Origin of the sequence: Paraburkholderia sp. RL18-101-BIB-B (genome assembly GCF_046026985.1) — a bacterium.
Taxonomy (GTDB): Bacteria; Pseudomonadota; Gammaproteobacteria; order Burkholderiales; family Burkholderiaceae; genus Paraburkholderia.
The window spans coordinates 64376-90615 of record NZ_JARESV010000031.1; the positions used below are offsets into that span (position 1 = coordinate 64376).

21 protein-coding genes are annotated in these 26240 nt (G+C 62.7%); 18 read left to right on the forward strand and 3 right to left on the reverse strand.

The annotated features are described in order from the left end of the window. Nucleotides 1-7 precede the first annotated feature (7 nt). The 8 genes from cuyB to P0D73_RS31905 all read left to right on the forward strand — a co-directional run bounded on the left by cuyB (nt 8) and on the right by P0D73_RS31905 (nt 12174). Complete coding sequence (gene cuyB / locus P0D73_RS31870; protein ID WP_408315597.1) at nt 8-718, forward strand: cysteate racemase; 711 nt, start codon at nt 8-10, stop codon at nt 716-718. Then, nucleotides 715-2136, forward strand: a complete 1422-nt coding sequence (locus P0D73_RS31875; RefSeq protein WP_408315595.1) for a dicarboxylate/amino acid:cation symporter — start codon at nt 715-717, stop codon at nt 2134-2136. Before cuyB ends, P0D73_RS31875 begins: the two co-directional genes overlap by 4 nt. Further along, entirely contained in the window at nt 2133-2711 is a 579-nt protein-coding gene (locus P0D73_RS31880; RefSeq protein WP_408315593.1) for a hypothetical protein, read from the forward strand. Before P0D73_RS31875 ends, P0D73_RS31880 begins: the two co-directional genes overlap by 4 nt. Nucleotides 2712-2784: 73 nt before the next feature. Further along, entirely contained in the window at nt 2785-4119 is a 1335-nt protein-coding gene (gene tssK / locus P0D73_RS31885; RefSeq protein WP_408293490.1) for a type VI secretion system baseplate subunit TssK, read from the forward strand. A gap of 26 nt (nt 4120-4145) precedes the next feature. Next, the gene (locus P0D73_RS31890; protein ID WP_408178239.1) at nt 4146-4898 is read left to right on the forward strand and encodes a DotU family type IV/VI secretion system protein; all 753 of its coding nucleotides are present in this window, start codon (nt 4146-4148) and stop codon (nt 4896-4898) included. 37 nt (nt 4899-4935) lie between these two features. Continuing rightward, nucleotides 4936-9126 (forward strand): type VI secretion protein IcmF/TssM N-terminal domain-containing protein, encoded by a 4191-nt coding sequence (locus P0D73_RS31895; RefSeq protein WP_408315590.1) that lies wholly within the window; start codon nt 4936-4938, stop codon nt 9124-9126. Further along, nucleotides 9123-10256 (forward strand): type VI secretion system protein TssA, encoded by a 1134-nt coding sequence (tssA, locus tag P0D73_RS31900; RefSeq protein ID WP_408315588.1) that lies wholly within the window; start codon nt 9123-9125, stop codon nt 10254-10256. The genes P0D73_RS31895 and tssA overlap by 4 nt, the downstream gene beginning before the upstream one ends. A 115-nt stretch (nt 10257-10371) precedes the next feature. Then, nucleotides 10372-12174 carry a hypothetical protein gene (locus P0D73_RS31905; protein ID WP_408178236.1) on the forward strand — a complete coding sequence of 601 codons (1803 nt, stop codon included), beginning with the start codon at nt 10372-10374 and terminating at the stop codon, nt 12172-12174. 202 nt (nt 12175-12376) lie between these two features. Here the strand turns inward: P0D73_RS31905 and P0D73_RS31910 are convergent, their stop codons facing one another. Continuing rightward, nucleotides 12377-12955, reverse strand: a complete 579-nt coding sequence (locus P0D73_RS31910) for a TetR/AcrR family transcriptional regulator (RefSeq protein WP_408293504.1) — start codon at nt 12953-12955, stop codon at nt 12377-12379. Nucleotides 12956-13076: 121 nt separating this feature from the next. Here P0D73_RS31910 and P0D73_RS31915 point away from each other — a divergent pair, with 121 nt between their 5' ends. Continuing rightward, entirely contained in the window at nt 13077-14054 is a 978-nt protein-coding gene (locus P0D73_RS31915; protein WP_408315586.1) for an SDR family NAD(P)-dependent oxidoreductase, read from the forward strand. A 232-nt stretch (nt 14055-14286) separates the two neighbouring features. Here P0D73_RS31915 and P0D73_RS31920 read toward each other — a convergent pair whose 3' ends face one another. Next, entirely contained in the window at nt 14287-15276 is a 990-nt protein-coding gene (locus P0D73_RS31920; RefSeq protein WP_408315584.1) for a M35 family metallo-endopeptidase, read from the reverse strand. 482 nt (nt 15277-15758) lie between these two features. Between P0D73_RS31920 and P0D73_RS31925 the strand changes: the two genes are divergently transcribed. Together P0D73_RS31925 and P0D73_RS31930 are read left to right on the forward strand one after the other, a co-directional pair. Continuing rightward, entirely contained in the window at nt 15759-16667 is a 909-nt protein-coding gene (locus P0D73_RS31925) for a LysR family transcriptional regulator (protein ID WP_408178233.1), read from the forward strand. 574 nt (nt 16668-17241) lie between these two features. After that, nucleotides 17242-18030, forward strand: coding sequence for an enoyl-CoA hydratase/isomerase family protein (locus tag P0D73_RS31930; protein ID WP_408315582.1), 789 nt, complete (start codon nt 17242-17244; stop codon nt 18028-18030). A 139-nt stretch (nt 18031-18169) separates the two neighbouring features. Here the strand turns inward: P0D73_RS31930 and P0D73_RS31935 are convergent, their stop codons facing one another. Continuing rightward, nucleotides 18170-19297, reverse strand: coding sequence for a porin (locus P0D73_RS31935; protein ID WP_408293535.1), 1128 nt, complete (start codon nt 19295-19297; stop codon nt 18170-18172). 525 nt (nt 19298-19822) lie between these two features. Here P0D73_RS31935 and P0D73_RS31940 point away from each other — a divergent pair. The 7 genes from P0D73_RS31940 to fdxA are packed head-to-tail and all read left to right on the forward strand — an operon-like array spanning nt 19823 to nt 26236. Further along, nucleotides 19823-20854 carry an ABC transporter substrate-binding protein gene (locus tag P0D73_RS31940; RefSeq protein ID WP_408315679.1) on the forward strand — a complete coding sequence of 344 codons (1032 nt, stop codon included), beginning with the start codon at nt 19823-19825 and terminating at the stop codon, nt 20852-20854. Nucleotides 20855-20857: 3 nt separating this feature from the next. Continuing rightward, nucleotides 20858-21691: an ABC transporter ATP-binding protein gene (locus tag P0D73_RS31945; protein ID WP_132381093.1), complete on the forward strand. Its 834-nt coding sequence runs from the start codon at nt 20858-20860 to the stop codon at nt 21689-21691. After that, nucleotides 21691-22530 carry an ABC transporter permease gene (locus P0D73_RS31950; RefSeq protein ID WP_132381091.1) on the forward strand — a complete coding sequence of 280 codons (840 nt, stop codon included), beginning with the start codon at nt 21691-21693 and terminating at the stop codon, nt 22528-22530. The genes P0D73_RS31945 and P0D73_RS31950 overlap by 1 nt, the downstream gene beginning before the upstream one ends. Nucleotides 22531-22567: 37 nt before the next feature. Next, nucleotides 22568-23953 carry an FAD-dependent oxidoreductase gene (locus tag P0D73_RS31955; protein ID WP_408293525.1) on the forward strand — a complete coding sequence of 462 codons (1386 nt, stop codon included), beginning with the start codon at nt 22568-22570 and terminating at the stop codon, nt 23951-23953. Beyond that, nucleotides 23950-25131: a CaiB/BaiF CoA transferase family protein gene (locus P0D73_RS31960; protein WP_408293528.1), complete on the forward strand. Its 1182-nt coding sequence runs from the start codon at nt 23950-23952 to the stop codon at nt 25129-25131. Before P0D73_RS31955 ends, P0D73_RS31960 begins: the two co-directional genes overlap by 4 nt. Beyond that, nucleotides 25128-25901, forward strand: a complete 774-nt coding sequence (locus P0D73_RS31965) for an enoyl-CoA hydratase-related protein (protein WP_408315576.1) — start codon at nt 25128-25130, stop codon at nt 25899-25901. The genes P0D73_RS31960 and P0D73_RS31965 overlap by 4 nt, the downstream gene beginning before the upstream one ends. Then, the gene (fdxA, locus tag P0D73_RS31970; RefSeq protein WP_132381083.1) at nt 25901-26236 is read left to right on the forward strand and encodes a ferredoxin; all 336 of its coding nucleotides are present in this window, start codon (nt 25901-25903) and stop codon (nt 26234-26236) included. The genes P0D73_RS31965 and fdxA overlap by 1 nt, the downstream gene beginning before the upstream one ends. The last annotated feature ends 4 nt before the right edge of the window (nt 26237-26240 follow it).

Sequence of the window (26240 nt, forward strand, 5' to 3'; positions counted from 1 at the left end):
ATCCCAAATGGGGCTGATTGGCATTCTCGGGGGCATGGGCCCACTTGCAACGGTCGACTTCTTCGACCGTGTGATCCAGCTCACCAGTGCGGCGGGCGCGACGTGCGACCAGGAACACTTGCCGCTGCTGGTCGCGAATCTGCCGCACATTCCCGATCGCTCGAAGGCCATGCTGAAGAGTGGCGCGGACCCGTTGCCCGCGCTGCTGGCCGGCATCGACATGCTCAATCGCAACGAAGTCGATCTGATCGCCATTCCTTGCAATTCGGCCCACTACTGGTACGACGCGATGCGGGCACGCAGCCGCGCGCCGATCCTGCACATCGCCGAAGCCTGCGTCGCCGCGATCGCACGCGGCACGCGCCGCGCCGCCGTGCTGGCGACGGGCGGCACGCTGGCAGCCGGTCTGTATCAGAAGATCCTCGAGCGCCATGACATCGAGCCACTCGTGCCCAGCGGACCAACCCAGCAACATATCGACGCCTGTATCGACGCCGTCAAGGCGGGCGACCTCGACGCGTCGGCGGCCGAACTTGCGGCGGCACTCGCCGAGTTCGCCGCGCGTGGCGCCGAAGCCGCGGTGATGGGCTGCACGGAAATTCCGCTTGCCGCCCGCCGCATCGCAACGCCCCCGATGATGCTGATCGACAGCACGCTCGAACTGGCGCGCGTCACGGTGTCGTACGGGATGACGCGCGGCTGGAACATGCGCTCATGATGCGTACGCTCAAGCGTCTTTCGAACAGCACGCTAATGCTGCTGCTGTGCCTCGTGCTCGGCGGCCTGGCGGGCGCATTCGTGGCGCCGGTCGGTGGCTTTGCGTTTTTTGTCGGGCAAATCTATCTCGCGCTGGTCAACATGGCGGCCGTGCCGCTCCTGATGGTGGCGATGTTCTTCGGCTTGCGCCAGTTGATGCTGCTATCGCATCCGGGCTGGCGGATCGGCACGATGCTGGCGCTCGCGGTGGGCATCGTCGTCGTGTGCGCGGCGGGCGGCGCGCTGGCGGGTCTGGTGGCCGCGCCCGGTCTGCATCTGTCCGACGCGGCGCACCGGCAGCTCGGTCAGCTCGTGCTGCAAAGCGCGAGCGACGCCGAAGACATGCGCATGAAACTGTTCGGCAGCGATCCCGCAAGCGTCGCGGCGGGCGCGCTCGCGCTGCGTGACGTGATTCCGGACAACTTCTATCGCGTGCTGGCCGGCGGGCACGCGCTTGGCATTCTCACCGGCACGATCCTGTTCGGCATGGCGTTCGCCGCACTGTCGAGCGAGCAGACACGGGTGCTGCACAGCGTATTCGAGGGCATCTACCGGACCCTCGAGAATCTGATCGAATACGCCAACCTGCTGCTGCCGGTGCTTGCATTCGGCACCGCCGCGCATATCGCCGCGCAGACCGAGCACGCGACGCTCGATGCGATGAGCGGTTTCCTGCTCAGTTTTGTTCTATGCGCGGTGCTGCTGTGCGGCGCCGCCGTGCTCGTGATCGCGTCGCGCACGCGCGAGCCGCTTGGCCGGGTGATTTCGGCGCTCAAGCCGTCGGTACTCGTGGGTCTGATGTCGGGCAGCGCCACCGCGCCGATTCCGCACGCGATCGAAGCGATGAGCACGCGGCTGGGTTTCAGCCGCGGCGTCGCGGAACTCGTGGTGCCGTTCGGCAGCGTGTTCGTGCGCGCAGGCTCGGCGCTGTATTTCGCGCTCGCCACCGTCTTCATCGCGAACCTGTACGAGCGGCCGCTCGGGGTTGGCGAACTGGTGCTGACCGGCGCGGCGGCCACGGTGGCCGCGTTCGTGTCGGCGGGACGCAGCGGGGTGGCGGGGATTGGTTACGTCGGCATGGTGTTGTCGATGCTGCAATTGCCGGTCGAGGCGGCGGGCGTGTTGCTGATCGCCGTCGATCTGATCTGCGAGGGGCCGCGCAATCTGTTGAGCCTGCTGTCGGTTTGCACGGTGGTCGCGCTGGTGTCGGCGGGTTTGCCGGCCGAGCGCACGCCGTTCGTCGAAATCGGCGTGCAGCAGGAAGGCGCGGCGGTGCTGCGCTTTGCATTCACGCGCGGGCAACTCGCGCTGGCGACGGGCTGCGTGTTGCTCGCGGCGTCGCTGATTGTCCTGATGGGCGTGGGAGTAGGAGCGAAATGACGAAGGGGCGAGCGGTTCTGAACGGCAACGCACGCGGGCTGGGCGAGGCGGCAGGCATGGCGGCAAAGCGCGTGGCGCAATTCGCATGGCTGGCCGGCATTCGCCGCATCGCACGGCGCCTGCGCTTCGCGTTGCTCGCGTGCTGCGTGATGGGTCTCATGAGCGGCTGCACGATGTTCGGCGGCAAGGGCGACAAGGTGAGCTGGGATCGCCTGAGCCTCGTCGCAACTGACGACGTCAACAACAACAGCCCCGTCGCGGTCGACGTGGTGTTCGTCACCGACGACGCCTTGCTCGCGAGGATCGCCGAATTGCCGGCTTCGAAATGGTTCGCGGCGCGCGCCGATCTGGCGAGCACGTTCCCGAAATCGGTCCAGTACAAGAGTTGGGAGCTGGTGCCCGGTCAGCGGATCGACGTGCCGAGCGATGTCTTCGGCCGGCCGCGGGTGCTCGCCGCGTTTCTGTTTGCCAATTATGCGGATCCGGGCGCGCATCGCGTGCGGATCGAACCGTTGAACGGCGTCGTCGCCGTGCAACTGGATAACCACACATTTTCCGTATCGGCTGTGAAATGACAGCGTCTGGACTCGCCATGAATTCAATCCAATCCGCGCCGGCGTATGCCCGCGGCACAGCACCGGAGCAGGCATGATGTCCGATCGTGTGATGCCGGTTGTCGACCGTGTCGAGTGGCATGAGGGCATGCTGCTCTCGCCGCAGCACTTCCAGTTGATGAGCGCGCGGGTCGATTCGCTGGTCGCGTGGCAGACACTGGCCGCGGCGCCGTTCAGCTGGGGCGTGCGGCGCCTTGTGCTGGACACGGGGTTGCTTCCCGCCGGCATGGTGCGCGTGCTCGCGCTCGACGCGATCATGCCCGACGGCACGGCCGTTTCGTACTCCGCCGATGCAAGCCAGCACGGACGCCTCGATCTGTCGCTCGAACCGTATATCGAAGCACTGGCCAAAGGGCCGGTCGATTTCTACGTAACGTTGCCGGTTACGGCGTCGATGCGGCGCGACGGCGAAGCTCGCCGCTTCCGCTCGACGCTCGGCGCGCCCGTGGAAGATGAAATCTCGGAGGCGCCGCCCGCCGACGTGCCGCGCCTGCTGCCGAACCTCGTGCTGAGCGCGGGCGAGTTGCCGCCGGCGCGGATGGTGTCGCTGCGCCTTGGCACCGTGTACCGCGACAACGAAGTGGTGCGTCTGGCCGAGCGTTTGCCGCCGCTGATCGAAGTCTCGCGCGACACGCCGCTATGGGCCAACGTGTCCGCGCTGCTCGGCCAGTTGCGCGGCAAGGCGGCTTTCGTCGCGCGCCAGACGGCGAATCCTTCGTCGAAGGTCGACGACCGGCTGACGCAGCTCGAACTGAAAGACCGGCTGCGCAGCCTGCTCGCCGCGCTGCCGTTTGCCGAAGCGGTGTTGCGCACGCCGCATCTGCATCCGCTGGCGCTCTATCACGCGCTCGCGTCGCTGAGCGGCACGCTGAGCATGCTGGTGCCGGGTGGCCTGCCGCCGGTGCCGCCCGACTACGACCACGGTGATCCGCTGACGGTCTTCACGCCGTTGCTACGCACCTTGCGCGATGCGGTTTCCGAAGTCGCGGAAGGGTATCGCGAGCACAAGTTCGAATTCCGTCACGACGCATTCGAGATCGCACTGAACCCGGAATGGCTGGGCGAGCGCGTGGTGGTCGGCCTGCGCGGGCAGTCCGACCGCGATTTACTCGCGTGGATGGAAGGTGCCGTGGTCGGTTCGCAGTCGGTCTATGCGTCGCTGCGCAGCCGCCGTGTGCTGGGCGCGACGCGGCGTGCGGTCGACTACGCGGAAGAGTTGGGCATCCGCTCCGGCTCCGGTTATCTGTTGTTCGAGATTCAGGCCGACCCGGCTCTCGTGGTCGCCAGCGAAACACTTGTCATCAGCAATCCGAATGAAGGCGCGAGCGCGCAGCGGCCGCAGGAAATGCTGCTGTTCGTCAAAGGCTGATGGTCGGGGAATAAAGGTAGGCGGGCATGGCACGCAATCGAATCGAATCTGAAGAAAACGACCTGGTGGTCACGCAGTTTCGCGTCTTTCTCGACGAGCTCGCGAAAGCGCAGAAGCGCTTCTCGGAAGCGCCCGAGGCAGATGGGGAACTCGCCGCGCAAGGCATGAGCCGGCATTTGCTGAATCTGCTGGAAGTGCAGACCTTGCAGTCGCATCGCGACAGCACGCGCTTCGACATGGAGAATCTCGCGGACGCGCGTTACCTGAAAGCAGTGCTCGCCGATGAGATCCTGCTCAACACGCCGTGGACGGGTCGCGATCGGTGGACGGCCTATCTGCTCGAATCGACGCTGTTTCGCACCAACGTGGCGGGGGACCTCGTGTTTCGCAAGATCGAGCAACTGCTGTCCGATCGCGAACCGTCGCGCCGCGATGTCGCGCGGATCTGCCTATTCGCGCTCGCCATGGGTTTTCAGGGCCGTTTTCGTGGCGCGGACGGCGCTGCGCGGTTGCGCAGCTACCGCGAAGAGTTGTACGAGTTCGTCTATCAACGGCGCGCCGATCTCGGCGGCCGCGACCGCGTGCTGGCGGACGCCGCCTACGGCAATACGATCTCGCACATCGCGCCGCGCAAGCTGCCGTCGGTGAGCCGCTGGACCGTGATCGGCCTGCTAGCGCTCGCCGCGCTGCTGGCGATTTCGGAGATGCTGTGGCTGTGGCAGTCGTGGCCGGTGCGCGCGGCGCTGCGCGGCGACGCGGTGACGGGAGTGAGTTCATGACGCGCGCGAATCGTTCGTTGTCGGCGGGAGTGTGCGCATGCTGACCAGCAATCTGTTTTTATTGTCGCTCGCGCTGTTGATCATCGTGGTGTGCACGGTGCTCGGCGTGGTGGTGTATTTCGCGTTGCATGGCGCGCAGGCCAAGCCGCAGGCAGAACGCAAGATCGTGCGTCTGCGGGCCGACTCGCTGCGCAACGCGTTTCGTCAGGCGGTCGAACTGGTCGAGGGCAACATCGCGTCGCGCGCCGAGCGCTACAACATTCCCTGGGTGCTGGTGCTCAACGAAGGCGAAGACCCACGGCCTTTGCCGATCGCGCAGTCGGGCGTGGCGAGCGTGCTGAGTGCCGAAGCCGCGAGTCCCGCGGCGACGCAAGGCATCTCGTGGCAGTTCTTCGATCGCGGCATTGTCGTCGACATCAAGGCGGCCTACCTTGGCTCGCCGGATGAAGAGGGCGACGAAAAGCCGTGGGACGAATTTCTCAGCCTGTGCCGCAACTACCGGCCGCAGCGGCCGTTCGATTCGGTTGTGATCACAGTGCCGGCCGCCATGCTGCTCGCCGACAATACCGACGCGCAGCTCGAACTCGTGCGCCACGCGAAGCTCGCGCATCGCCGGCTGTGGCTCGCGCAGAACCGCTTTGCGATGCGCTTCGCGGTGTATGTCGTCGTGACCGGCTGCGAAGCGCTCACCGGTTTCGCGAGTTTTGCCCGCGCATTGCCGGAGCCGTTGCGCGCCAGCATGCTCGGCTGGTCCTCGCCGTTCGATCTTTCGGTTACCTACCAGTCGGACTGGGTGGATACGGCGCTGGGCAATATCGAACGGGCAGTCTCCGACGCCAGTGCCGAACTGTTTACGCTCGACACCGGCGATCTCGACGCGCGTGAATGTCTGCTGCTGCCCGCACGCATCGACGCGATGCGCGCGCAATTGCAGCTCTATATCGACGAGTTGCTGCGCCCGAGCGCCTATCACGAGCCGTTCTTCTTCCGCGGCATTTATCTGACCGGCGACAGCAGCGAGCTTGCGCAGCGCAGCGTCGCCGCGCCGGCACTCGATTATCTGAACGGCGAACCGGACGCCTATGGGCGTGGCGCGGAACCCGCGCTCGTCGGATCGGACGCAACTGCCGACGGTGACAGCGGCACGGCGCTGGTGGTCGCTCGCGAGGCGTCTGCCGACGGCGGCACACAGGGCTACGACGCCGGCCGCAGCGTGAACGATCTGATGCTGCGCCCGGCCTTCCTGCGGGATCTATTCGACAAGAAGATTTTCCTCGAATACGGGCTGACGCGTCCTTCGCGCTCGCAGCATCTCACGCGCCCGGTGCTGCATCGCGCGTTGCGCTGGGGCGGCATCGTGCTGCTCGGCGGCTGGGGGCTCGGTCTGGTGGTCGCGACGGTTCAGCTCAGTCATCGCAATGTCGCGCTGGTCACGGCGCTCGGCGAATTGAGCAAGGATGGTCAGGAGCGCGCGGCGGCCGAGCAGGGCGGCGTGCAATTGCCGGCTGACTGGTATCGCCGCAAGGCGCTGGCGCTGATCGGTCTGAACGACCGGCTGCAAACCGGCACCGCGTGGACGGTGTTCATGCCCGGCTCGTGGAGCATCGTCGACGATCTGAACGAGCGCGTGCGCGAACGCTTCGAGCGTGAATTCGGCGGCATCGCGGTGACGGCGCTCGAGCGCGAAATACTCGCGCATGTCGGGCAGTTGACCGACGTCGCGCGCGATCCCGGCACGGGACAACTGATTGTCGGCGACGATTGCGCGGCCCCGCAGATGCTTGGCGCGGACACGCCGTTGGCGGCGAGCCTCGCGCCCGAAGACCAGCCGTCGATGCGGGCGCTGCAGCGCTATGTCGGCTCGGTAGATCAGCTCGATGCCGCGCTGCAGGCGATGGAGCGCTTGCAGCAGCCTTCGCCGGAGAACGCCGACGCATTGCGGCTCGCGGTGCGCTACGCGTTCGGCGCCGAACTGCAAGGCAACGTGGCGGCGAGCCTGCCGTATTTCTATCGCAACGCACGTCACGGCGGCGCGTATGCCACCGACGGCACCGGCGGCATCAGTCTGCCGACCGTGCAGCAAGCGTTGCGTTGTTCTTTCGATAAGGGCGCGCAACAGGTCGACGACGCGCTGTTCACGTCCAATCCGCTGCTGGCCGCCGAGCAATCGGTGAGTTCGCATCTGAACACGCTCTCCGTGGCGGACGCGGGCACGGCGGATTTTGCCAAGGTCACCGGCAATTACCGCGCGATCGCCGCGGGCATCGGTACGGAGCAGGATCTGCTCGCCACCGGCGAGGGTGCATGGATGCGCCAGACGCAGTTCGCGCCGGGCTCGGTCTACGACCGTACTTTTGCACGCGCGGCACAGAACCGTCTGCTCGGCCCGGACCTCGTCGGCCGTACGCGCGAACGCTCGGCCAGCGGGTTCCAGGCATTCCGAAGCCAGATGGTGTTGAGCTTCGGCGGCCCGGATAGCGGCATCGTGTGGGCCGATAAAGGCGCGCGCTACGAAGTCGCGCCCGAGCGTATCGCACTGCGCGACGGACTCGGCAAGCTGCTCAATCAGCCGTTCATGGTCGCGCCGCGTAACCTGAATCTACCGGAAGTGCCGGACGGTTCAATCGTCGTGTGGGATCGCGCGCAACTCGATCAGGCGTTGGCACTCGGCGACGTGCGCAAGCGTTTCCTCGCCGACGGTCTCGCGAGCTTGCCCGAAGCGGTGCAGCCGGCCGTCGAGCAGGCGCTCGACGCGCAGTTCGCGCGGCTGATCTCGGATCAGGTCGCCGCGGCGGCCGCGGTGGCGCCCGCGCAGGGCGAAGGCGACAGTGCCGCGTTCGAGGCCGCGCGCCTGCGGCTCGTCAAGATTCGCGCCGCGCTCGCCGACATGGGCGCCAGCACGCAACTCGACGAACTCGACACGCTCGTGTCGCGCGACGCGCTCGCGCATCTGCGGCTCGTCGACGATGCGTTGGCGCGCTCGGAACTGTATTCGACGCGGCCCGCGCCGCTCGCCGTGAGCGGTGCGCGCACGACGATGCTGGCGGCGTTCGGCATCAACGACGCGGGCTCGCTCGGCGCGTATCTCGATCAACAGGCGACGCGCGCCATTGCGCTCGGCCGTCAGGCCTCAGTGTATCTCGCGGCGCTCGGGCCGGGCGATACCGGCTCGCCGCTCGCGATGCGCTGGCAGGCGATCGTGCGCGACCTGGATCGTTATCAGTTGAAGAACCCGAATAGCAGCCTGTTCGCACTCGAGCAGTTCGTGCAGACAGTGGCGGCCGATCCGGGCGCGGGCGACTGTCTCGGGCGTTTCCCGGCACGGCCGTCCGGGCTCGCGTCCGGCGACTACTTCAGCACGCTGCATGCGCGTTTGTACGATGCGCTGCTCGCGCGCTGCGGTCAGGGCTATGTCGCGGACCTGAGTCAGCAATGGGCCGGCTTTGCCAGCGCGTTCAACCAGGGCGTGGGCGGACATGCGCCGTTTGGCGTGCCGACGCGCGGCACGACGGCTGACGTCGGCACCGCCGACTTCAACGAAGTGGGCCAGGCGCTGCGCCATTACGAGCGCGTCTCGCATGTGTTCCAGCAGGCGCGCAACGGCGCGGGCGAGCGGGTGATGGGCGGCAACACGCCAATCCGCCAGTTCGTCGACAACTTCGACCAGGTCGATGCCTTGCTCTCGCCGCTGTATCCGGCCACCGATGGTGCGCCGGCGGGACTGGACGTCAGTGTCGATTTTCGCGCCAACCGCAGCGGGGAAATCGCCGCGAATCAGGTGATCGACTGGACTTTGAAGGTGGGCGACCAGAGCGTTTCCCTGCATGACGCGCAGCATCCGCTGCATTGGGAATACGGCATGCCGGTCTCGCTCTCGCTGCGCTTCGCGAAGGATTCGCCGCTGCAGGCGGCTAGCGATCCGCAGCAGCGCGCGTATTCGACTGACGGCCGCACGCTGACCTGGCAGTTCAGCGATCCGTGGGCGCTGATGTCTTTCATCGCCCGGCAGCGGATGGCCGATGCGGGCGCGCGCGGCGGCAACACCTCGCAACTGCTGAAGTTCGAGTTTCCTCTCGGCGTGGTGAATGTCGCCGACGAAGCCCTGCTGCCGAAGCAGGCGCGCGGCCAGGTTTTCGTGCGGCTCGTGCTGAGCCCGACAGGTAAGAAAACCGCGCTGCCGTGGCCCGCCAGTTTTCCGACCCGTGCGCCTGAATGGACCTCGCTATGAACGCATCCCTTGTGTTGGAACGCGCGCCGGCCAGCGCCGGCTTCGACGCCTTGCTCGCGCCGCTCGACCATGGCGACGGCGTGGGCACTTCGCTGCGCAACGATCCCGTGTACCAGCAGATCCGCGACGCGCGGCGTCAGGACGATCCCACGCTGCCGATGCGCGAGTGGGAGCGTCCGCTAACCAAAGCCGACTGGAAAACCGTGGCGACGCTCACGAGCGATGCGCTGCGCACGCGTAGCAAGGACTTCCAGCTCGCGGCGTGGCTGTGCGAGGCGTGGACGCATCAACGCCGCATGGACGGTTTCGTGGACGGCATGCGGCTTATGCATGCGCTCGCCGGGCAGTTCTGGGAGCACGGCTATCCGCAACTCGAAGACGGCGATGCCGACGCGCGGGTTGCGCCGTTCGTGTGGATCAACCACACGCTCGCGCTGGTGTTGCGGCTGCAAATCCCGCTTCTAAGTCTGAGCATCGAGCCGTCGTCGATCAATCTGGACGACTGGTCGCGTATCACGGGACGTCCTTCGGAGCGCGACGAGGGTCTCACGCGCGAGTTCCTGGATGGCGAGGTCGATAAAGGCAGCAACCTCGCCGATCTGCTGCGGCTGGAGGAGTGCGTCGGCGCGGCGCTCGACATCACCGCGACGCTGGAGCGCGGCCTCGACGAGCGTCTGGGTCCCGACGCTCCGGGTTTTTCGCGTGTCATGGAGGCACTCATGGACTTACAACGGGCGGCGCGGTCGCTGCGAGGCGATCGTCAAACCGGGTCGGCTCATTTCGTCGACGCCGCGCAGGCGGGTGAAGATCAATCGGCTCAGAGCGCGTCCGGCTTCAGCGATACGCATGATGGCGATCTTCACACCTCGCACGCGTCCGGGGACGATGCCCGGCTCGCTTCGGCGGCGTCTGCCGTTGCGCACGGTCCGATCCGCGATCGCGTTCACGCCTACCGGCTGTTGCAGGACGTCGCGGACTATCTGTCCAGGCATGAGCCGCACAGTCCGACGCCTTATCTGCTGCGTCGCGCCGTGGCGTGGGGCGGCATGCCGTTGCCCGATCTGCTGCGCGAGGTCGTGCATCAGGAAGGCGATCTGAGCCGCTATCTCGCCATGCTTGGGTTGCCGTGACATTGGTCGGTTGAGCAAGGCGCGCCTTGTCGCGTGAATCCCGCCGGGCAGGTCGCCGGTTGCGGACGGGTTTTCATTCTTCTTCATTCAATACGCCGTTTATTCAGGAATTGTCATGCCTCACTCAACAGAAGTCGCCACGCGATCGGCGAGGATGATGATGCACGACGCCTTCGAATCTGTTTCCAAGGCGCATACGGGCCTCACCAAGCACTATCTGTCCAACCAGGCCAGAACGTTCGTCTCGACCTGGCAGACCGAAAGCCAGGTCAGCTTGGGTGTGGGCGTAGCCATCACGGTGGGCGTGGCGATTGCCGGCGTCGCGACCGGCGGCATTGCGATTCCGGTGTTGATCGGTATCGCGGCGGGCAGCTATGCAATCAAGAACGCCATCGAAAGTATCGGCGCGAATGAGCGACGCGTGAACCGCAATTGGCTGCAACGCTATCCGGCTGCAACGGCGGCCGCCGGCAAGGATCTCGGCGCGTTCCTGACGGTCGAGGCGAGCGACTCATTGCGCCGGGCGGTCGATCACTTCACCATGATGCGCACCATCGTGAAGGAAGTGGAGACGGCGGCGGTGCCCGAGTTCATCAGTTGCGAGGAAGCGATCAACTACGTCAAGGCGTTGTCGCGTTTCATTCACCACAGCGACAAGGTGCGCAACTACACGCTGCCCGTGCTCGACCTGCTGATTTTCTATCTCGGCGAATACAAGAAGTTGACCGAGCAATGGGGTACGGCCGAGGCGAAGATCAGCGCTGCATTGCAAACCTGGTTCGAAAAACATGGCGAGCATAGCTGCTGTCCGGGCGGTGGCCGTAACGACGTTTGCTACGCGCCGTTCAGCGGTTTGACGGTTAGACGCGGCGCGGCGGCGATGCCTGCCAAGCGGCATGCCGAGGCGAGTTCCACCATGCCGGCCGCATTCGCTGCTGTCGCGCCGGCGCCCGGCTCGCCGGGCGCGGTGCAGATCAGCACGCTGCTCGAGGGCATGATTGCGGCCCGCGATAAAATCGTCGCGGGCATGCATGCTTCCAGCGGCGCGACCTGGAACTACAGCGCGGAGCGGCCCGTCACGACCCGTGCGAGGTCCGGCGGTGTGTCGGTCGTCGACAACATGCATAGACGCCGTCTCGATGCGCTGCTCGATACCGTGTGGCGTCAGGTGGACCGCCCGGGTTATTTCTCACGCGCAACACGGCGGGCCGGGCATTGGTACACCCGCAATACAGGCAGCGAGAAAGCCGGTGCATTGCTGAGTGAAATGCTCTCGGTGGGCTCGATCTTCATGCCGTTCATCGGCGATGCGAGCGCGTTGACCAAGATCGGCGCGAGCGCCGTTTCCGGCAGCGTCTCCACGGCGGTGCTGGCGGGCGACAAGATCGGCCTCAATTTGCTGAAGGGCGCGGATGGCATTCCCATCCGTTCCAGTCTGCTGGATCACTCACTGGTGGACGCGCACGCCACGAACGAGATTCGGGAAGCGGGCGCCGGGATCGAAAAACTGTTGCCCAAGCTGATGCTGCACTTCAAAAAGGCGGCCGAAGCGCTCAAGGCGCTCGACGAGTCGCCGCAGGAAATCAAATCGTGCAACGACGCCATGGCGTTCACCACCAAGACCGCGGAAATCATCGCCCAGATGGAGAAGGTGAGCCGTTACGCCGGCCCCTGCGTCGGTATCGTCGATGTGCTGTGCAAGCAGTGCTACGACTGGAGCGAAAAAGAACACGACCTCTGGCAAAAGATGGAGCAGAGCGTGTCGGAATGGCTTCGCGAGGACGATGGTCATCAGAACTGCCGCCACGCGGGCACCAAATGCTACGGTGCGAAACATCATCGCGTCGGCACCAATATTTTCGGGCAGGGCGGCACGTGGACGCATCTCACGAATGACCCACATAACCCGCTGACCTGACCTGACCTGACCTGAGTTGAAGAGGACGGCGCCGATTCATGGCGCCGCCCGTCACGTGATTTCAACCTTGAGAGGAGAGGCTGAAACGGTGACGCAGAAACTCAAATTCAGCGCAGGCCAGGCGTTCAATTCGATCATCGCGAAGATTCAGGGCAGGCATGTCGTCCGTGAGCTGTCCGTGCGGCGGCGTTGGCTGTTGAAACTAGTCGGGGCGCCTGGATCCAAGCAAAAGTATATCGACCAGCCTCTTTGCACTTTGCTGCCAGTCCGGAGCCGACGCGACATTGGACACGCCGACGAGCGCGCGAAGCAGATCCAATGGCTCGAGATCAGGGCGGATATCCCCACTCGCGATAGCGCGCGTGACGAGCGACTGGATTGCGTCCTTGATCTGCGCGCCGGACGATTCGAATAGCTTCGTCGGCCCTCCGACGATCGAATTCAATGCTGGCGCGATGATCTTCTTCGTGGCGATGTAGTCGACGAAGAGCAACATCCAGGCTCGCAACGCATCGAGTGGGGGCAGTGAATCGGACAGTCTGCGCTCTTCTTCCGCGAGTTTCGCGACCTCGGCACGGTAGACACTCTCGAGCAGTGCCTCGCGCGTCGGAAAATGCCGGTAGAGCGTGCCTACGCCGACCCCCGCCTGACGGGCGACGTCCTCCATGCTGATTTCGCCTGCGGCGCGCGTGAACGCCGTTTTCGCTTCGTCAAGAATGCGCTCGCGATTGCGCAGCGCGTCGGCTCTAGGTTTTCGTTCTTTTGGCGTCGGATCGTTCATTTATACGTTGAAGGCTTGCAAACGGAGGGTGACTCCGTTTAGTATCGTAAAAACGGAGGCAAGCTCCGTTTTATCCCGGGCTGGGAATGACGTCAACCTTGATTGTGCTGGAGCGGCGGAAATGACTGAGAAATTTGGTGCGACCTCGACAACGGACGACGTGCTCGCGGGCGTCGATCTTCATGGCAAGCGAATTCTTGTGACGGGCGTGTCCGCGGGACTGGGCGTGGAGACTGCGCGGGCGCTCGCAGCACGCGGGGCCACCGTTATCGGCGCAGCCAGAGACCTGGAAAAGGCAAAGCAGGCGATTGCCGGCGCGCGGCGCGAGGCCGGTGCCGCAGGCGGCGACATCGAGTTGATTGCGCTCGATCTCGCGAGCCTCGAGAGTGTTCGGGCTTGCGCCGACAGGCTGCAAGAGGACGGCAAACCCATCGACGTCATCATCGCGAACGCGGGCGTGATGGCGACTCCCTTTGGCAAGACAACGGACGGATTCGAGACGCAGTTCGGCACGAATCATCTGGGGCATTTCGTGCTGGTGAACCGCCTGGCGTCGCTGATTCCGGCTGGCGGCCGGGTCGTAATGCTCGCGTCGTCAGGGCACCGTTTCGCGGATGTGGATCTCGACGACCCGAGCTTCGAGCGTACGCCTTACGATCCGTTCGTTGCATACGGGCGCGCCAAGACGGCGAATATCCTCTTTGCGGTGGCTTTCGATCAGCGACATCGGGCGCGTGGAGTGCGCGCAGCCGCGGTTCATCCGGGCGGGATTCACACGGAACTCGCCCGTCACATGGACGAAAGCCAGATGACGGCGCTGCTCGAAAGGATCAACACTCAACTTGCATCAGAAGGGAAAGGACCGTTTCAGTTCAAGACTGTTCCACAAGGGGCGGCGACTTCGGTCTGGGCCGCAGTGGCGGCGTCGGCCGAAGAGGTCGGAGGCAGGTACTGCGAGAACTGCCACGTGAGCGAAACCGTCGCCGACGATGTTGTCATCACGCCCGTCAGCGAAGGTGTTCGACGCTATGCGCTCGATGCCGCCAACGCTGACGCGCTTTGGCGCAAAAGCGAAGAGATGGTTGGTGAATCGTTTTGACATGGCGCGTCGAACGCCATTGCAACGGTTCTCCAACGCCACTAATTCACTTTCGTACACGCTGCACGACATAGTGTTGATGCTGGACCTGGAACTGGAGTAGCGGCCGCGCTTGCCCAGCGCGGCCGTGAGAGATAGTCAGTCGGTCACGGTGCCATCCGCAATGAAATCCTTCAGGTCCAGCCAACGCTTCTTCAAAGCATCCATTCAGACGCATTTTTCGAACGGGCACTCAGATGTTCTTCATGAAACTGAGCGCGTAGAAGGCCCAACTGTCGGCGTTGGTCAACGCATGCGCCTGGTTTGTCGCGGATAGACCGCGGCACTTGATCTTGCCGTAGACGTGGTCCTGGGTCTTCAGCACCTTATGCGTGAGTTCATGGTAGATGGTCTGCGCGGCCCCTTCGAGCGGATCCGGGTCGGCGAGGAACCACTTGCCCATGATGATGCGATAGCCACTCCCGGCATGATGGTTCCACACATAGCCATACACGCCGTCGCCTTTGAAGCCTTGCTCCATCTCGTCGAACGGATCGTTGCCGTTGACGATGTGGACGGTCACATCTTCGCGCAGCACGATCGTCACCGGGCTTGAGCTGAATGCATCCAGCATCTGCTGCAGGCCTTGCTTGACCGTGGCCACCGCCTGCGGGGTCGGTGCGCCGAACCAACGCTGGAAGCGCTGCTCTTCGGCGGCATTGCCGTCTACCGTCGCGATGGCAGCGACGGCCTTCTCCGCGCATTCGAAGGCATCGGCCCAACCTTGGCGCGCTTTGGGCAGTTGCGTGTCGTCGAACTCTTCCCAGATCACCGTGCCACGTCCGATATCCTTGATGCCGACCGGAATGTTCACCTTGATTTGCGGCCTGAGATTGCCCTCGCCAAGCAGCTTGGCGCCCTCCTTGATGTCGAGCAGCAGCGCGTTGGGCCGCAGCGGTGCGCCGCCGCGATGCGCGAATGGCATGTGCCGGTCGCGGAATTCGACGAGTTGGGCCAGCAGGTCGCTGACCGCCCCCTTTGCATTGCGTTCGCTGCCTTCTGCACTGGCCTTGGTTGCCGCCCACGCCTGATAGGCGACCACGATGGCGTCGAAATGGGGACGCGAGCCGCGATTCTTGTCATATTCCTTCAGGCAGGCATCGAGAAACTTGAGCGGCTTGCTTCTCGGTTTCAGTGCCAGGCTGGTGCGGCGCTTCCACTCGTCGTGCGACATGATAGCCATCAGCGAAACTCCTTTGTTTGGATTGGCTGGCTCGATGTGTCGGTATTGCTTGCCGGCGGGGGTAGGTCTCTTGTTACGAATTTCAGGCCGCTGTGTTTGTGTTCGAGGTTGTACCAACGCACGAATTGTGGCGTCCGAGTACGAGGTTCATCGACACCGCTGAACGGCCTTAGGTACGACACAGGACACAGAGTCGGGAGGTATCTCGGCATAGTCCGTTTTGACGCTGGTCACGCGCGCGCTGCCACTGGTGCGCAAGTATCTTTTTATACGTCTCGACTTCTAAAAGTCATGTAAAAAAACGGCCAGATTTAACGATCACTATCGTATCAGAGTTGCCCTCTGGCACCACGGATCTTTGCCAACGCATGTATGAATGCCGGACCACTATGCTGCGCGATCAAGCGCCTGTACGTGGAACAAATGTCGGAAATGGAAGATGATTAAACAAATGGATTTCCTCGATCCCGTCGATTTGCCAAATGGATAACTTTGACCTCAATCTTTTGCGCGTCTTTGATGCGTTACAGCGTCACGGACATCTTGGTAAGGCGGCCGTGGAACTGAATCTGAGTCAGCCCGCTGCATCCTACGCCTTAAAGCGTTTGCGTGAAGAACTTGGAGATGCGCTCTTCGTCAAAACCAGGTCCGGCATGCAACCGACGCCACGCGCGATGCAGCTAGCCCCCGTGGTTCAGTCGGTACTAGCCGATATTCGTGAACGAGTGTTGACGGCGCCGAATTTTGTGCCGGACAAAGCTCAGCGCACGTTCACTATCGCAATGTCAGATGTCGGTGAGATGGTCTCCTTGCCGAGATTGCTGCAGCGGGTTACAAGTCTCGCTCCCAGCGTCAATGTGAAGACAACGTCTTTGTCTCCCAGACAGCTATTGTCCGCACTTCAGCGAAGTGAGGTCGATCTCGCGATCGGTTATTTCCCTGATCTTGATGGTGTCGACGTTTTTCAGCAGCGCCTGGTTCGACATTCGTTCGTGTGCCTCGTGCGGCGGAATCATCCGGCCGTACAGGGCCGGCTGACAAAGAAGCTTTTTTGCGAACTGCCACATGCGGTGGTTGAGGCAGAGGGCCGTCGCCAGGAAATCGTTGAACAATTCCTGAAAGAGCACGGTATCCAGCGCAGAGAGGTCCTCCATACTCCGCATTTTTTAAGCATCCCGATGACCATTGCAATGACCGATCTGGTAGTCACGGTTTCCAGCGATGTGGGCGAGATATTTGCGCGCATCGCCGATCTCGCGATTTTGGAACCCCCATACCGGATGCCGCAGTTTGACGTCAAGCAACACTGGCACCGCTCGCAGCATGATGATCCCGGTAACCGCTGGCTGCGAGGCCTCGTCAGAGAACTGTTCACGCCGGTACCTGACTGATTGCCTCCGTGGCGCCCCGACTCGGGTTATCAGGCTTGTGGAAGAGTGTTATTTGTGAAATCGGATTGTCGAATGTCCGCCTTGGCGCGACACTCTCCTAACCCGCTCCTAGAGCAAGTCCACCCGGCGCAGAACCGGCTGCGGCTCGTGCATCGAGCGAGATGCGAAGGAGATGTTATGCCCACCAATTTGCTGACCAACAAGATGCCCGATGCCACGTCAAACCTTCGAGGTCTGAGTATCGGTTTCAGACTTCAAGATACACGAACGAGTTGACGGTTTTTATTCATTCGTCGCAGTAACTCCGTTCCAGAACGAATCGGTGCCCAACGTCACTAACGGTGATCCACCGCAGGATCGGGATTTAAAAGCACGCGCTAGCAGAAGTAAAAACGCTTCACGGATCTCTGCGCACACAAAATTGCACGGCCCGGAAAAGTCCGCGATCGTTTATCGCTGAGTTCGCAGTCTCGAAGGCAGTAGGCATGCTATGCATTTTGACGCCTCGCTCCGGGTAGTTGCAGACAGTTATTCCATCGATCTTCATCTCACTCCAACTTTCAGGAGACTTCACATGTCTGTTATCCGATTCGAACGCCAGGGGAATGTTGGACACATCGTTCTAGCCGATGCCCCATTAAACCTGATCAATAACCGGTTCTGTGAAGCACTTAAAAACGCCGTACACGAGGCGAGTAGCTCCGAGATTCGGGCTCTACTGGTACGCGCGGAAGGCGCGAATTTTAGTCATGGCGGAGACGTCCTTGATTTTATCGATAAGGACTTTAACGAATGGCGCACCTTCATCGCTGAGATGAACCAATCTTACCGCGCTATCGAGGCGCTGCAGATTCCAACCGTCGCAGCCGTTCGCGGTGCGTGCTTCGGTGGAGCGTTCGAGCTTGCGTTGGCCTGCGACTTCATCGTCGCTGCCGATAACGCGGTCTTTCACCACTTCGAAGCGTCGGTTGGTTCTGCGCCGGTGGCAGGCGGGGTTCAGCGCCTGGCAGAACGCGCCGGCCGTGCGATGGCCGCTCGCTACACGATGCTGAGCGAACCAATGACCGGCAAGACGGCCGGCGAACTTGGCGTAGCGGCTTTCGTTTATCCCGAGACGGACGTCGACACCACTGCAGCATTACTGGCGACCCGGCTGTCCAATGGGCCGACCCGTTCTTATGCGGCCATCCGTTCACTTCTGAAGGCATGGGCGGGGGGCGGCGTGCCCGCTGCCGACTCCGTTTTGCTGGACGTCACAATGGGGCTGCACGGTACGGAAGACGCACGTAAGGGTCGAACCGCACGCGTCGAAGCGATGAAGCGTGGGGTCGAGCCAGAGCCCGTTGTATTCACTGGACGATAGTTCTGCGGGTTCGCGGCCAAGGCACTAGCAGGAGGCTAACGAAGAATGCGCATCAGGACGACTGAAGCCGACTAACTCCAGTCCGCAAGAAAGCGCACTTTCGTAATTCTCGGTGAGACCGGTCATTCGCAACCACCGTTCACCACTTATGCCGTAGTCCGATCACCGCTGAGACTTGCGACTTGGTGGTGGAGGGGGAAAGCGAATAGATCTGCGCGTACTGCGCGTCACCCGCCGCTTTCTGATAGATGCCGACGAGAAAGAGATCGGTGCGCTTGCTGAGCAGGTAGTCCACACCGGTATTCACCTGATGCCATTTTGGACTGTTGTCCTGTGGGTGGTATTGCCCGGTGGTGAAGATATACGCGGCGCCAAGAATGAGCTGCGGCGTCACGTAGTCGGTCAGCGAAACCTCAAAATTCTGAAGTGTCAGGCGCGACGTGTCGAGGTAGTCGAATCGCGCGTTGGTATAAAGCAGCGACAGGTTTGCCGGTCCGAACGCGTAAGCGCCGCCCGCTCCAAACATCCTTTGCTTGCTGACGCCCGCGTTGGTCGCCGGATTCGTGATGAACGGTGACGTGAAGCCATAGTCGTTCACCACCGCGCCGTTCGTATTGTTGGCGTCGTTCGGCGTATTGACCTGAAGGAACGCCACACCGGCTGACAGCGGCCCGTTGCGATATTGCGCCGCGGCGCTATAGGCATTGTTGTCGGAGAAGCCGCCCGGCTTGTTCGAGAAGCCGTAGAGCCCTTCAAACTGAAGACCTCTGTAGTCGATGCTCTTGTACTGGACCGCGTTGTTGATCCGGAACGTGTCGAACACGTTATCACTGTCGCCAATGTGCGCACCATATGCCGCGAACTGACAGGCCGACGAGAAGACACACAGTGTGACGGCCTCGTCGTATTGACGTCCTAGCGTCACCGTCCCGAGGGTATCCGACGACAAACCGACAAAAGCCTGCCGGCCAAACTCGCGACCGCCTTGCGACAGTGCGCCAGTCGCCACACTATAGCCGCCTTCCAGCGTGAAGATGGCTTTCAAGCCCCCGCCCAGATCCTCTACACCCTTCATGCCCCAGCGAGGCGTCTGCATCGGCCCGCTAGCGAATTGCCACGTCGCGTGGCCTTGCTTGTCTGCCCCTTTCTGATTATTCGCGTAGACGATACCCGTCGAGATCAGGCCGTACAGGGTCACGCTGCTTTGGGCGGATGCCGTCTGACAGGACAGAGCCAGGGCGGCGAGAGCAAAGATGCGTCGATTCATGATTTCCTTTGAACGCTTGTTTTGGGAAAGTGAAAGCGAATGCTTGAAGCTGGCCTGAAGCCGTTTGTAATTAGGATCACGAAGCAAAGACAATGGGAAGCGAAGTATTTGTTCCACCGATGACGGTCTCAGCTTTCTCCGGTTAATTGGCAACTCAGCACCGCGTTCCCGCATCGAGATCGCCTGTCATTACAAATGCCTTTCGGCGCTCGTCAGGCGCTGATGCGAATTTGGTGCGATTGCTGGCGATTCTTGCGGAACAAAATTCGCGACAGCTAGCACTGAATTTGACTACCAGTGATCGAATTTTTAGCGCGTCGAGGCCGAACTGGTGCGCGAATCGCGCACACATTTGGGCGCTTTGTCAGAAAGCCTGCGCAGATAGCCGCTCTAATTTCGGCATCACTCAGCTTCAAAATTGATGCTTGCGGGGACACTTTTGGTTCTTAATAATCGATTTGACCGGCAGCACTCAGCGTTAGATGACCTGCCCCTTGTATCCAGGAAGGACCAACGGAGGAGATGATGTCAGTAATCGAAAATGCCGGACGTCGGCGTTTGCTGCGGATAACGCTTGCGGCGGGCGGCATGGCTGCAACGGGCGCACTGCTTTCGGTGCGTGCCTTTGCAGGCGACAGGACAACAGTCAACATGCAACTGGGCTGGATTCCGGGTGGCAACCAGGTCGGTGAGGTGACGGCAAAGCGGCTTGGATATTACGAGCAGGAAGGAATCGATTTCCGCATCCAGCCGGGTGGACCGAACATCGACGGCGTCGCGATTGTTGCCTCCGGCCGATCCGAGGCCGGCGAGATTTCCTCGAGTCCGTCGATCATGCTGGCCGTCTCAGAAGGCTTGCCGATCAAGTGCATCGCGGTCGGGTTGCAGCAACATCCTTACAGTTTCTTTTCGCTCAAGAAAAATCCCGTACGCACACCGCACGACATGATCGGCAAGCGTATCGGAATTCAGTCGACGGGCATGGTGCTGCTTAAGGCGCTGCTCGCGAAGAACAAAATTCCGGAAAGTCAGGTCAACATCGTGCCGATCGGTGCCGACATGATGCCGCTTCTCAGTGGGCAGGTCGACGCGGTAACCGGTTGGCAAACCAACACGACGGCGCTCAAGCCGCTCGGGGTAGATCGCGTCGACTTGCGCCTGTGGGACACCGGCGTGCGCCTCTACGCGCTGCCGTACTACGCGAACACCGCGACGCTCAAGGACCATCCCGACACCGTCGCGCGGTTTCTGCGCGCAACCGCGCGTGGCTGGGTATACGCGAACGCGCATCGCGACCAGGCCGTCGATCTGCTCATCAAGGAATATCCGAACCTGAACCGCGCCGACGAGCGTGTCGCGATCGATTCGCTGATGGGCTACGCGTTCGATCAAACCACGCAGACGCAGGGCTGGGGCACGATGGACGCGAAGGTCTGGGAAGAGCAGATCACGATGTACGGTCGACTGGGCCAGTTCCGCGGAAGTCAGCCAAAAGTCGATGACGTGATGACGATGGACGTTCTCAACGCTACCCGTTCCTCTCGCCTCAAGGTGTAATCCATGCATGCTGCCACTATCAATCCGCCGCGCGCGGAAGGGGTCGGTTCGTCCGTCGCCGCGCTGCAAGACACCCCGCTGTCTATTAGCTGCCGCAATATCAACGTGCGTTTCTTCACCGACCGGCGCAGTGTCACCGCGATCGAGGGCTTGAGCCTCGATGTCGCGGCCGGTGAATTCCTCACGCTCCTCGGTCCATCGGGCTGTGGGAAGTCGACGTTCCTGCGAGTCGTCGCGGACCTCATCAAGCCGAGCCGCGGCGAGATCAGCGTGCTCGGCGCGGCGCCCCGAATTGCGCGTGAGCATCGGGACATCGGCTTTGTGTTTCAGGACGCGGCCCTGCTGCCGTGGCGCACGGCTATCCAGAACGTGCAGTTGCCGCTCGAAGTCGCGGGCGGCAAGGCCCGCGCGGGCCGGGCGACACCGCGTGAACTGCTCGAACTGGTCGGCCTCAAGGGTCGCGAGGACGCTTACCCGCACGAGATGTCAGGCGGAATGCGCCAGCGTGTGGCGATTGCGCGTGCCCTCGTCAGCGACCCAAAAGTCCTGCTGATGGACGAGCCGTTCGGCGCGCTAGATGAAATCACGCGTGACCGTCTGAACGAAGAATTGCGTCGCGTCTGGAAAGAGATGGGCCTCACGACGCTCTTCGTTACCCACAGCATCTATGAGGCGGCGTTTCTCGGCCAGCGAGTGCTGATGCTGGCCGCCAATCCCGGGCGTGTGAAGGAGATCGTCCCGGTCGGGCTGCCAGAAGATCGAACGCTCGATATCCGCGAGACCCGCGAATTCGTCGAACTCGCTGCCTATCTGCGACGCGTACTGGAGACCTGCTAATGACCACGTCCGAAATGCAATTGAATCTGTCGTCGCAAGCGGCGGATCCTGAAGCGCAGGCCTGGCTTGCGCGTCGCCGTCAACGCCTGTGGCGGGCGCGCCTCCTGCCGGTACTCGGCGTCGCGGGCTTGCTATTCGCGTGGTGGGCGGTCGTGGCGGGCTTTCATGTGAAGCCGTTTATCGCGCCGTCGCCGTTCCTGGTTCTGGAGACGCTATTCAGCAAGAGCGATGTGCTGCTGCAGAACCTGGTGCCGACGGCGATCGAGGCAGTGGGAGGTTTCCTGCTCGGCAACCTGGCGGCGATCCTGATCGCCACCGTCTTCGTGCATAACAAGACGCTGCAGGACATCTTCTATCCCGTCGCCGTGATGATCAACTCGATTCCGGTGGTCGCGAAGGCGCCGATCCTCGTTCTCATCATGGGTAACGGTCTTGAGCCGAAGATCACGATCGCGGCGATCGTCTGTTTTTTTCCGACGCTCGTGAACATGGTCCGCGGACTGCAGGCGGTGAACCCGCAGGCGATGGAACTGATGCAGATTCTCTCGGCAAGCAAGCGCGAAATTTTCTTCAAGCTGCGCCTCTACGCTTCGCTGCCGTATCTGTTCTCCGCATTGCGCATTGCCGCGTCGATGTCGGTGATTGGCGCGGTGGTCGGCGAATGGATCGGCGCCACGCAAGGTATCGGCGCAATGATCATTCAGGCGACCTACAGCTTCGATTCGGCCTTGCTGTATACGGCGATCATCATGAGCGCCGTGCTGTCCGGCCTGTTTTTTCTGGTGATCGCGATTGTCGAACGCCTGGTGGTCAGATGGCAACCCGAAAGCACGCATTGAACCGAACACGAAACACCCGAATTCTCAGAGGCGAAAAATGAACATGATCAGCGATTGGATTCAGGAAAGCGCGCGCGATGTGCGCGTGGCGGCCAAGGCAAACGTCGTGGTGGTGGGCGGCGGCCCCGCGGGCCTGTCGGCAGCGATCGGGGCGGCGCGCAACGGTGCCGAGGTGATTCTGCTGGAGCGTTACAACCACCTGGGCGGCCTTGCATCCGGCGGCATGGTGCTGGTACTCGACGACATGTGGGACAACCACCTGCAGGAAATTTCGGTGCGTGGCGTCTGCATGACCTTCATCGAAAGAATGGCGGCGCGCAAGCTGGCGATGTTCCCGCGCTCGGACGAATGGGGCGAGGATCCGGCTGCGTATCGCAAGTGGGGGCGCTGGGGAACCTTCGACTTTCACAGCCAGAAGACACCTCACCCGGTATGTTTCGCCGCGGCGTTCGATCCGGATGCGATGAAGCGCGTCGCGCTGGAGATGGTGGAATCGCTCGGTATCAAGTTGCGTCTGCATTCATGGTTCTCGCGCACGCTGGTCGAGGACGGTCAGGTGAAGGGCGTGATCTGCGAGACAAAGAGCGGCCGTGAAGCGATCCTCGCCGACGTGGTGATCGATGCGACGGGAGACCTGGATGTCGCGGCGTCGGCGGGTGTGCCGCATGTTGGCGGCACCTATATCACAACGACCGTATTTCGACTCGGCGGCGTCGATACGGAGGCGGCCGAGCGTTTCGAAGCCGAAGAGCCTGAGGCGTTTGCGGCGCTGGATCGCCAGATCAAGCGCATTCTGGGTGGTTCGTGGGGCTACTGGTGGTTGAAGACACCGCTGCCCGGCGTGGTCTGGTGCAACTGCCCGCATATGGCGGGTCTCGATGGCCTCAAGCCTGAGGACTTGACACGCGCGGAAGTGCAGGGCCGCCAGCACATTCACGCGGTGGTCGATTTCGTGCGCGGCAAGCTCCCTGGTTTTGAGCAGTGTTACGTGATCGATGTCGCGCCGCAAACGGGCGTGCGCCAGACGCGCCTGCTCGAAGGCGAGTACGTGATGACGAAGGATGACCTCGCGCAGCGTACCCGCTTCGACGACAGCATCGCGCGTGGCCGTGACTACTACATGCCGTATCGCGTGCTCCTGCCGAAGCAGATCGACAACCTGCTGGTCGCCGGCCGGCACTATTCGGCGACCTCGCAGGCGCAGAAGATGTCGCGTGAAATCCCGCCTTGCATGGCGATGGGCGAAGCCGCTGGTGTGGCTGCCGCACTCGCGCTCGATGCGGGGGTGCGGGTGCGCGACGTCGATGTGCACGCGCTGCAGAAAACCTTGCGTGCGCAAGGCGCGGACCCGGGCGACCAGACCGGCCGTAATGCCGACGTGCCGCCGCTTGCCGTGCACATCAATAAGCGGGAGGCCGCATGAGCGTCGCAGACAACATTGCCAAGACACCTGACCTGCCGCTTGCCGGCGTGCGTGTCGTCGATCTCACACAGGTCATGATGGGCCCGGTCTGCACGCAGATGCTCGCCGATTACGGCGCCGACGTGATCAAGGTCGAGAGAAAAGGCGCGGGCGATTTGAGCCGCTCGACGTTCGAGCCGGTAGCCGGCGCGGACAATCCGATCTTCTGCAGTCTGAATCGCAACAAGCGCAGCGTGGCGCTCGACCTGCGCGACGCGCAGCAACTGGCCGATTTGAAGGCACTGATCGCGGACGCGGATGTGGTCGTCAGCAATTTCCGCGCGGGCGTGATGGACCGTATGGGTGTCGGCTACGAAGACTGCCGCCGGTTGAACCCGAGGATCATCTACGCGGTGGGCACGGGCTTCGGCGAAACCGGACCCTATGCGCACAAGGGTGGCCAGGACGTACTTGCCCAGGCGATGAGCGGTGTGATGGCGCGCCGCGCCGATGAGTCGCTGCCGATTTCCGTGTACCCGACAGCGCTCGCCGACTATTCGGCGGGCATGCACATGGTGCAGGGCATCCTGCTCGCGCTCCTGCATCGTGAGCGCACGGGGGAAGGGCAAAAGGTCAACGTGTCGCTGTACAACTCGATGCTCGCGATGCAGATGCAGGAAGCCGCCATGATCATGATGGCCGACTCGGAAGTGAACTGGGCCGCCATGCCGCTTTCGGGTGTCTTCGATACCCAGGACGGTGCGCTGGTACTCGTTGGTGCGTTCAAGCCGAATCCGCTGCGCGACATCTGCGCCGCACTGCAGATCGAAGACCTGTCGCTCGACGCGCGCTTCTGCAATCTCAACCAGCAGTTCGTTCACAAGACCGAATTGCAGCGGATCTTCCGCGAGCGCTTTGCGAGCAACACGCGCGACTTCTGGCTCGCCCGGCTCGAAGAGCAGGACCTGTTGTGTGCGCCGGTGCGTGATCTGCGTGAAGCGCTGGTCGATCCTCAGACGCTGCATAACCAGCTGATTCTGGAAGGCGAGGGCGAAGGCCAGCCGGTGCGCTTCATCGGCAGCCCGATCGAGCTTTCGCGCGCGCCGGTTGCCCTGCGGCGCGGGCCGCCGCGCCTCGGCCAGCATACCGAAGAGGTCCTGCAACAATTACGCGGCAAGGTCGCCACGGAGGCTGTATGAGCGTACGTCTTGTCATCGACCGGCACGTTGCCACGGTGACGCTGGCGCGGCCGGAAGCGCTCAACGCCGTGGACCTTGCCACTGAAGCAGAACTGCAACGCGTGTGGACCGAGCTCGAGCATAACCGCGACGTGCGGGTCGTGGTCCTAACCGGCGAGGGCGAGCGCGCGTTCTGCGTCGGCGCGGACCTGAAGAACCCGTCGGTGAGCGGTGTTGAATATTGGGCGGCGCCGCGCCCGGGCGGCTTCGGCGGCATTGCGCTGCGCGAGACGCTGAACGTGCCGGTGATTGCGCGGGTCAACGGTTATGCTTTGGGCGGTGGCTTCGAAATGGTGCTGGGGTGCGATCTGGTGGTCGCCTGTGACGAGGCGAGCTTCGGGCTGCCCGAGGCGCTCGTCGGGCGCATGCCGCTCGACGGCGGCATGACCCTGCTGCAACGCCAGATTCCGTACCGCCAGGCAATGGCGATGCTGATGACCGGTCGCCGGATTTCGGCACGCGAGGGGCTCGACATGGGCCTCGTCAATGAAGTCGTGCCGCGTGCCGAACTGGATGCCGCCGTCGAGCGCTGGGTTCAGGCGCTGCTCGCGTGCGCTCCGCTGTCGCTGCAGGCGATCAAGCAGGTGGTCAAGCGCACGGCCACACTCTCGCCGGCGGACGCTCAGGCGTTGCGACTGCCCGCCCTGGTGGCCGCACTTCAATCCGAAGACGCGAACGAAGGCGTGCGCGCGTTCCAGGAGAAGCGCAAACCGGTTTGGAGCGCACGCTGATGGCCTATGTCATCACTTCGCCCTGCATCGACGTCAAAGACGGTGCGTGTGTGCAATGTTGTCCGGTTGACTGTATCTACGAGGGCGGGCGCACGCTCTACATCCACCCTGAGGAATGCATCAACTGCGGGGTGTGTGTCTCAGTGTGTCCGACCGAGGCGATCTTTCACGATGAAGAACTCCCGCAATCGGAGGCCATGTTCGCCGCTGTGAACCGGGATTTCTTCGGGCCGGACGCCAGTGCGCTCGGTTCCCCGGGTGGCGCGTGCGACGTAGGCAAGGTAGCCTGCGATCATCCCGTGGTCGCGGCATGGACGGTGCGGCCGATGAACTGAGAAA

What these genes read in the sequence shown, in the direction of transcription:
- P0D73_RS31935 (WP_408293535.1), bottom strand. Translation starts at nt 19,297, where the DNA reads ATGAATCGACGCATCTTTGCTCTCGCCGCCCTGGCTCTGTCCTGTCAG.
- P0D73_RS31945 (WP_132381093.1), top strand. Translation starts at nt 20,858, where the DNA reads ATGCATGCTGCCACTATCAATCCGCCGCGCGCGGAAGGGGTCGGTTCG.
- fdxA (WP_132381083.1), top strand. Translation starts at nt 25,901, where the DNA reads ATGGCCTATGTCATCACTTCGCCCTGCATCGACGTCAAAGACGGTGCG.
- tssK (WP_408293490.1), top strand. Translation starts at nt 2,785, where the DNA reads ATGATGTCCGATCGTGTGATGCCGGTTGTCGACCGTGTCGAGTGGCAT.
- tssA (WP_408315588.1), top strand. Translation starts at nt 9,123, where the DNA reads ATGAACGCATCCCTTGTGTTGGAACGCGCGCCGGCCAGCGCCGGCTTC.
- P0D73_RS31940 (WP_408315679.1), top strand. Translation starts at nt 19,823, where the DNA reads ATGTCAGTAATCGAAAATGCCGGACGTCGGCGTTTGCTGCGGATAACG.
- P0D73_RS31895 (WP_408315590.1), top strand. Translation starts at nt 4,936, where the DNA reads ATGCTGACCAGCAATCTGTTTTTATTGTCGCTCGCGCTGTTGATCATC.
- P0D73_RS31910 (WP_408293504.1), bottom strand. Translation starts at nt 12,955, where the DNA reads ATGAACGATCCGACGCCAAAAGAACGAAAACCTAGAGCCGACGCGCTG.
- P0D73_RS31960 (WP_408293528.1), top strand. Translation starts at nt 23,950, where the DNA reads ATGAGCGTCGCAGACAACATTGCCAAGACACCTGACCTGCCGCTTGCC.
- P0D73_RS31890 (WP_408178239.1), top strand. Translation starts at nt 4,146, where the DNA reads ATGGCACGCAATCGAATCGAATCTGAAGAAAACGACCTGGTGGTCACG.
- P0D73_RS31915 (WP_408315586.1), top strand. Translation starts at nt 13,077, where the DNA reads ATGACTGAGAAATTTGGTGCGACCTCGACAACGGACGACGTGCTCGCG.
- cuyB (WP_408315597.1), top strand. Translation starts at nt 8, where the DNA reads ATGGGGCTGATTGGCATTCTCGGGGGCATGGGCCCACTTGCAACGGTC.
- P0D73_RS31880 (WP_408315593.1), top strand. Translation starts at nt 2,133, where the DNA reads ATGACGAAGGGGCGAGCGGTTCTGAACGGCAACGCACGCGGGCTGGGC.
- P0D73_RS31965 (WP_408315576.1), top strand. Translation starts at nt 25,128, where the DNA reads ATGAGCGTACGTCTTGTCATCGACCGGCACGTTGCCACGGTGACGCTG.
- P0D73_RS31955 (WP_408293525.1), top strand. Translation starts at nt 22,568, where the DNA reads ATGAACATGATCAGCGATTGGATTCAGGAAAGCGCGCGCGATGTGCGC.
- P0D73_RS31920 (WP_408315584.1), bottom strand. Translation starts at nt 15,276, where the DNA reads ATGGCTATCATGTCGCACGACGAGTGGAAGCGCCGCACCAGCCTGGCA.
- P0D73_RS31925 (WP_408178233.1), top strand. Translation starts at nt 15,759, where the DNA reads ATGGATAACTTTGACCTCAATCTTTTGCGCGTCTTTGATGCGTTACAG.
- P0D73_RS31950 (WP_132381091.1), top strand. Translation starts at nt 21,691, where the DNA reads ATGACCACGTCCGAAATGCAATTGAATCTGTCGTCGCAAGCGGCGGAT.
- P0D73_RS31930 (WP_408315582.1), top strand. Translation starts at nt 17,242, where the DNA reads ATGTCTGTTATCCGATTCGAACGCCAGGGGAATGTTGGACACATCGTT.
- P0D73_RS31905 (WP_408178236.1), top strand. Translation starts at nt 10,372, where the DNA reads ATGCCTCACTCAACAGAAGTCGCCACGCGATCGGCGAGGATGATGATG.
- P0D73_RS31875 (WP_408315595.1), top strand. Translation starts at nt 715, where the DNA reads ATGATGCGTACGCTCAAGCGTCTTTCGAACAGCACGCTAATGCTGCTG.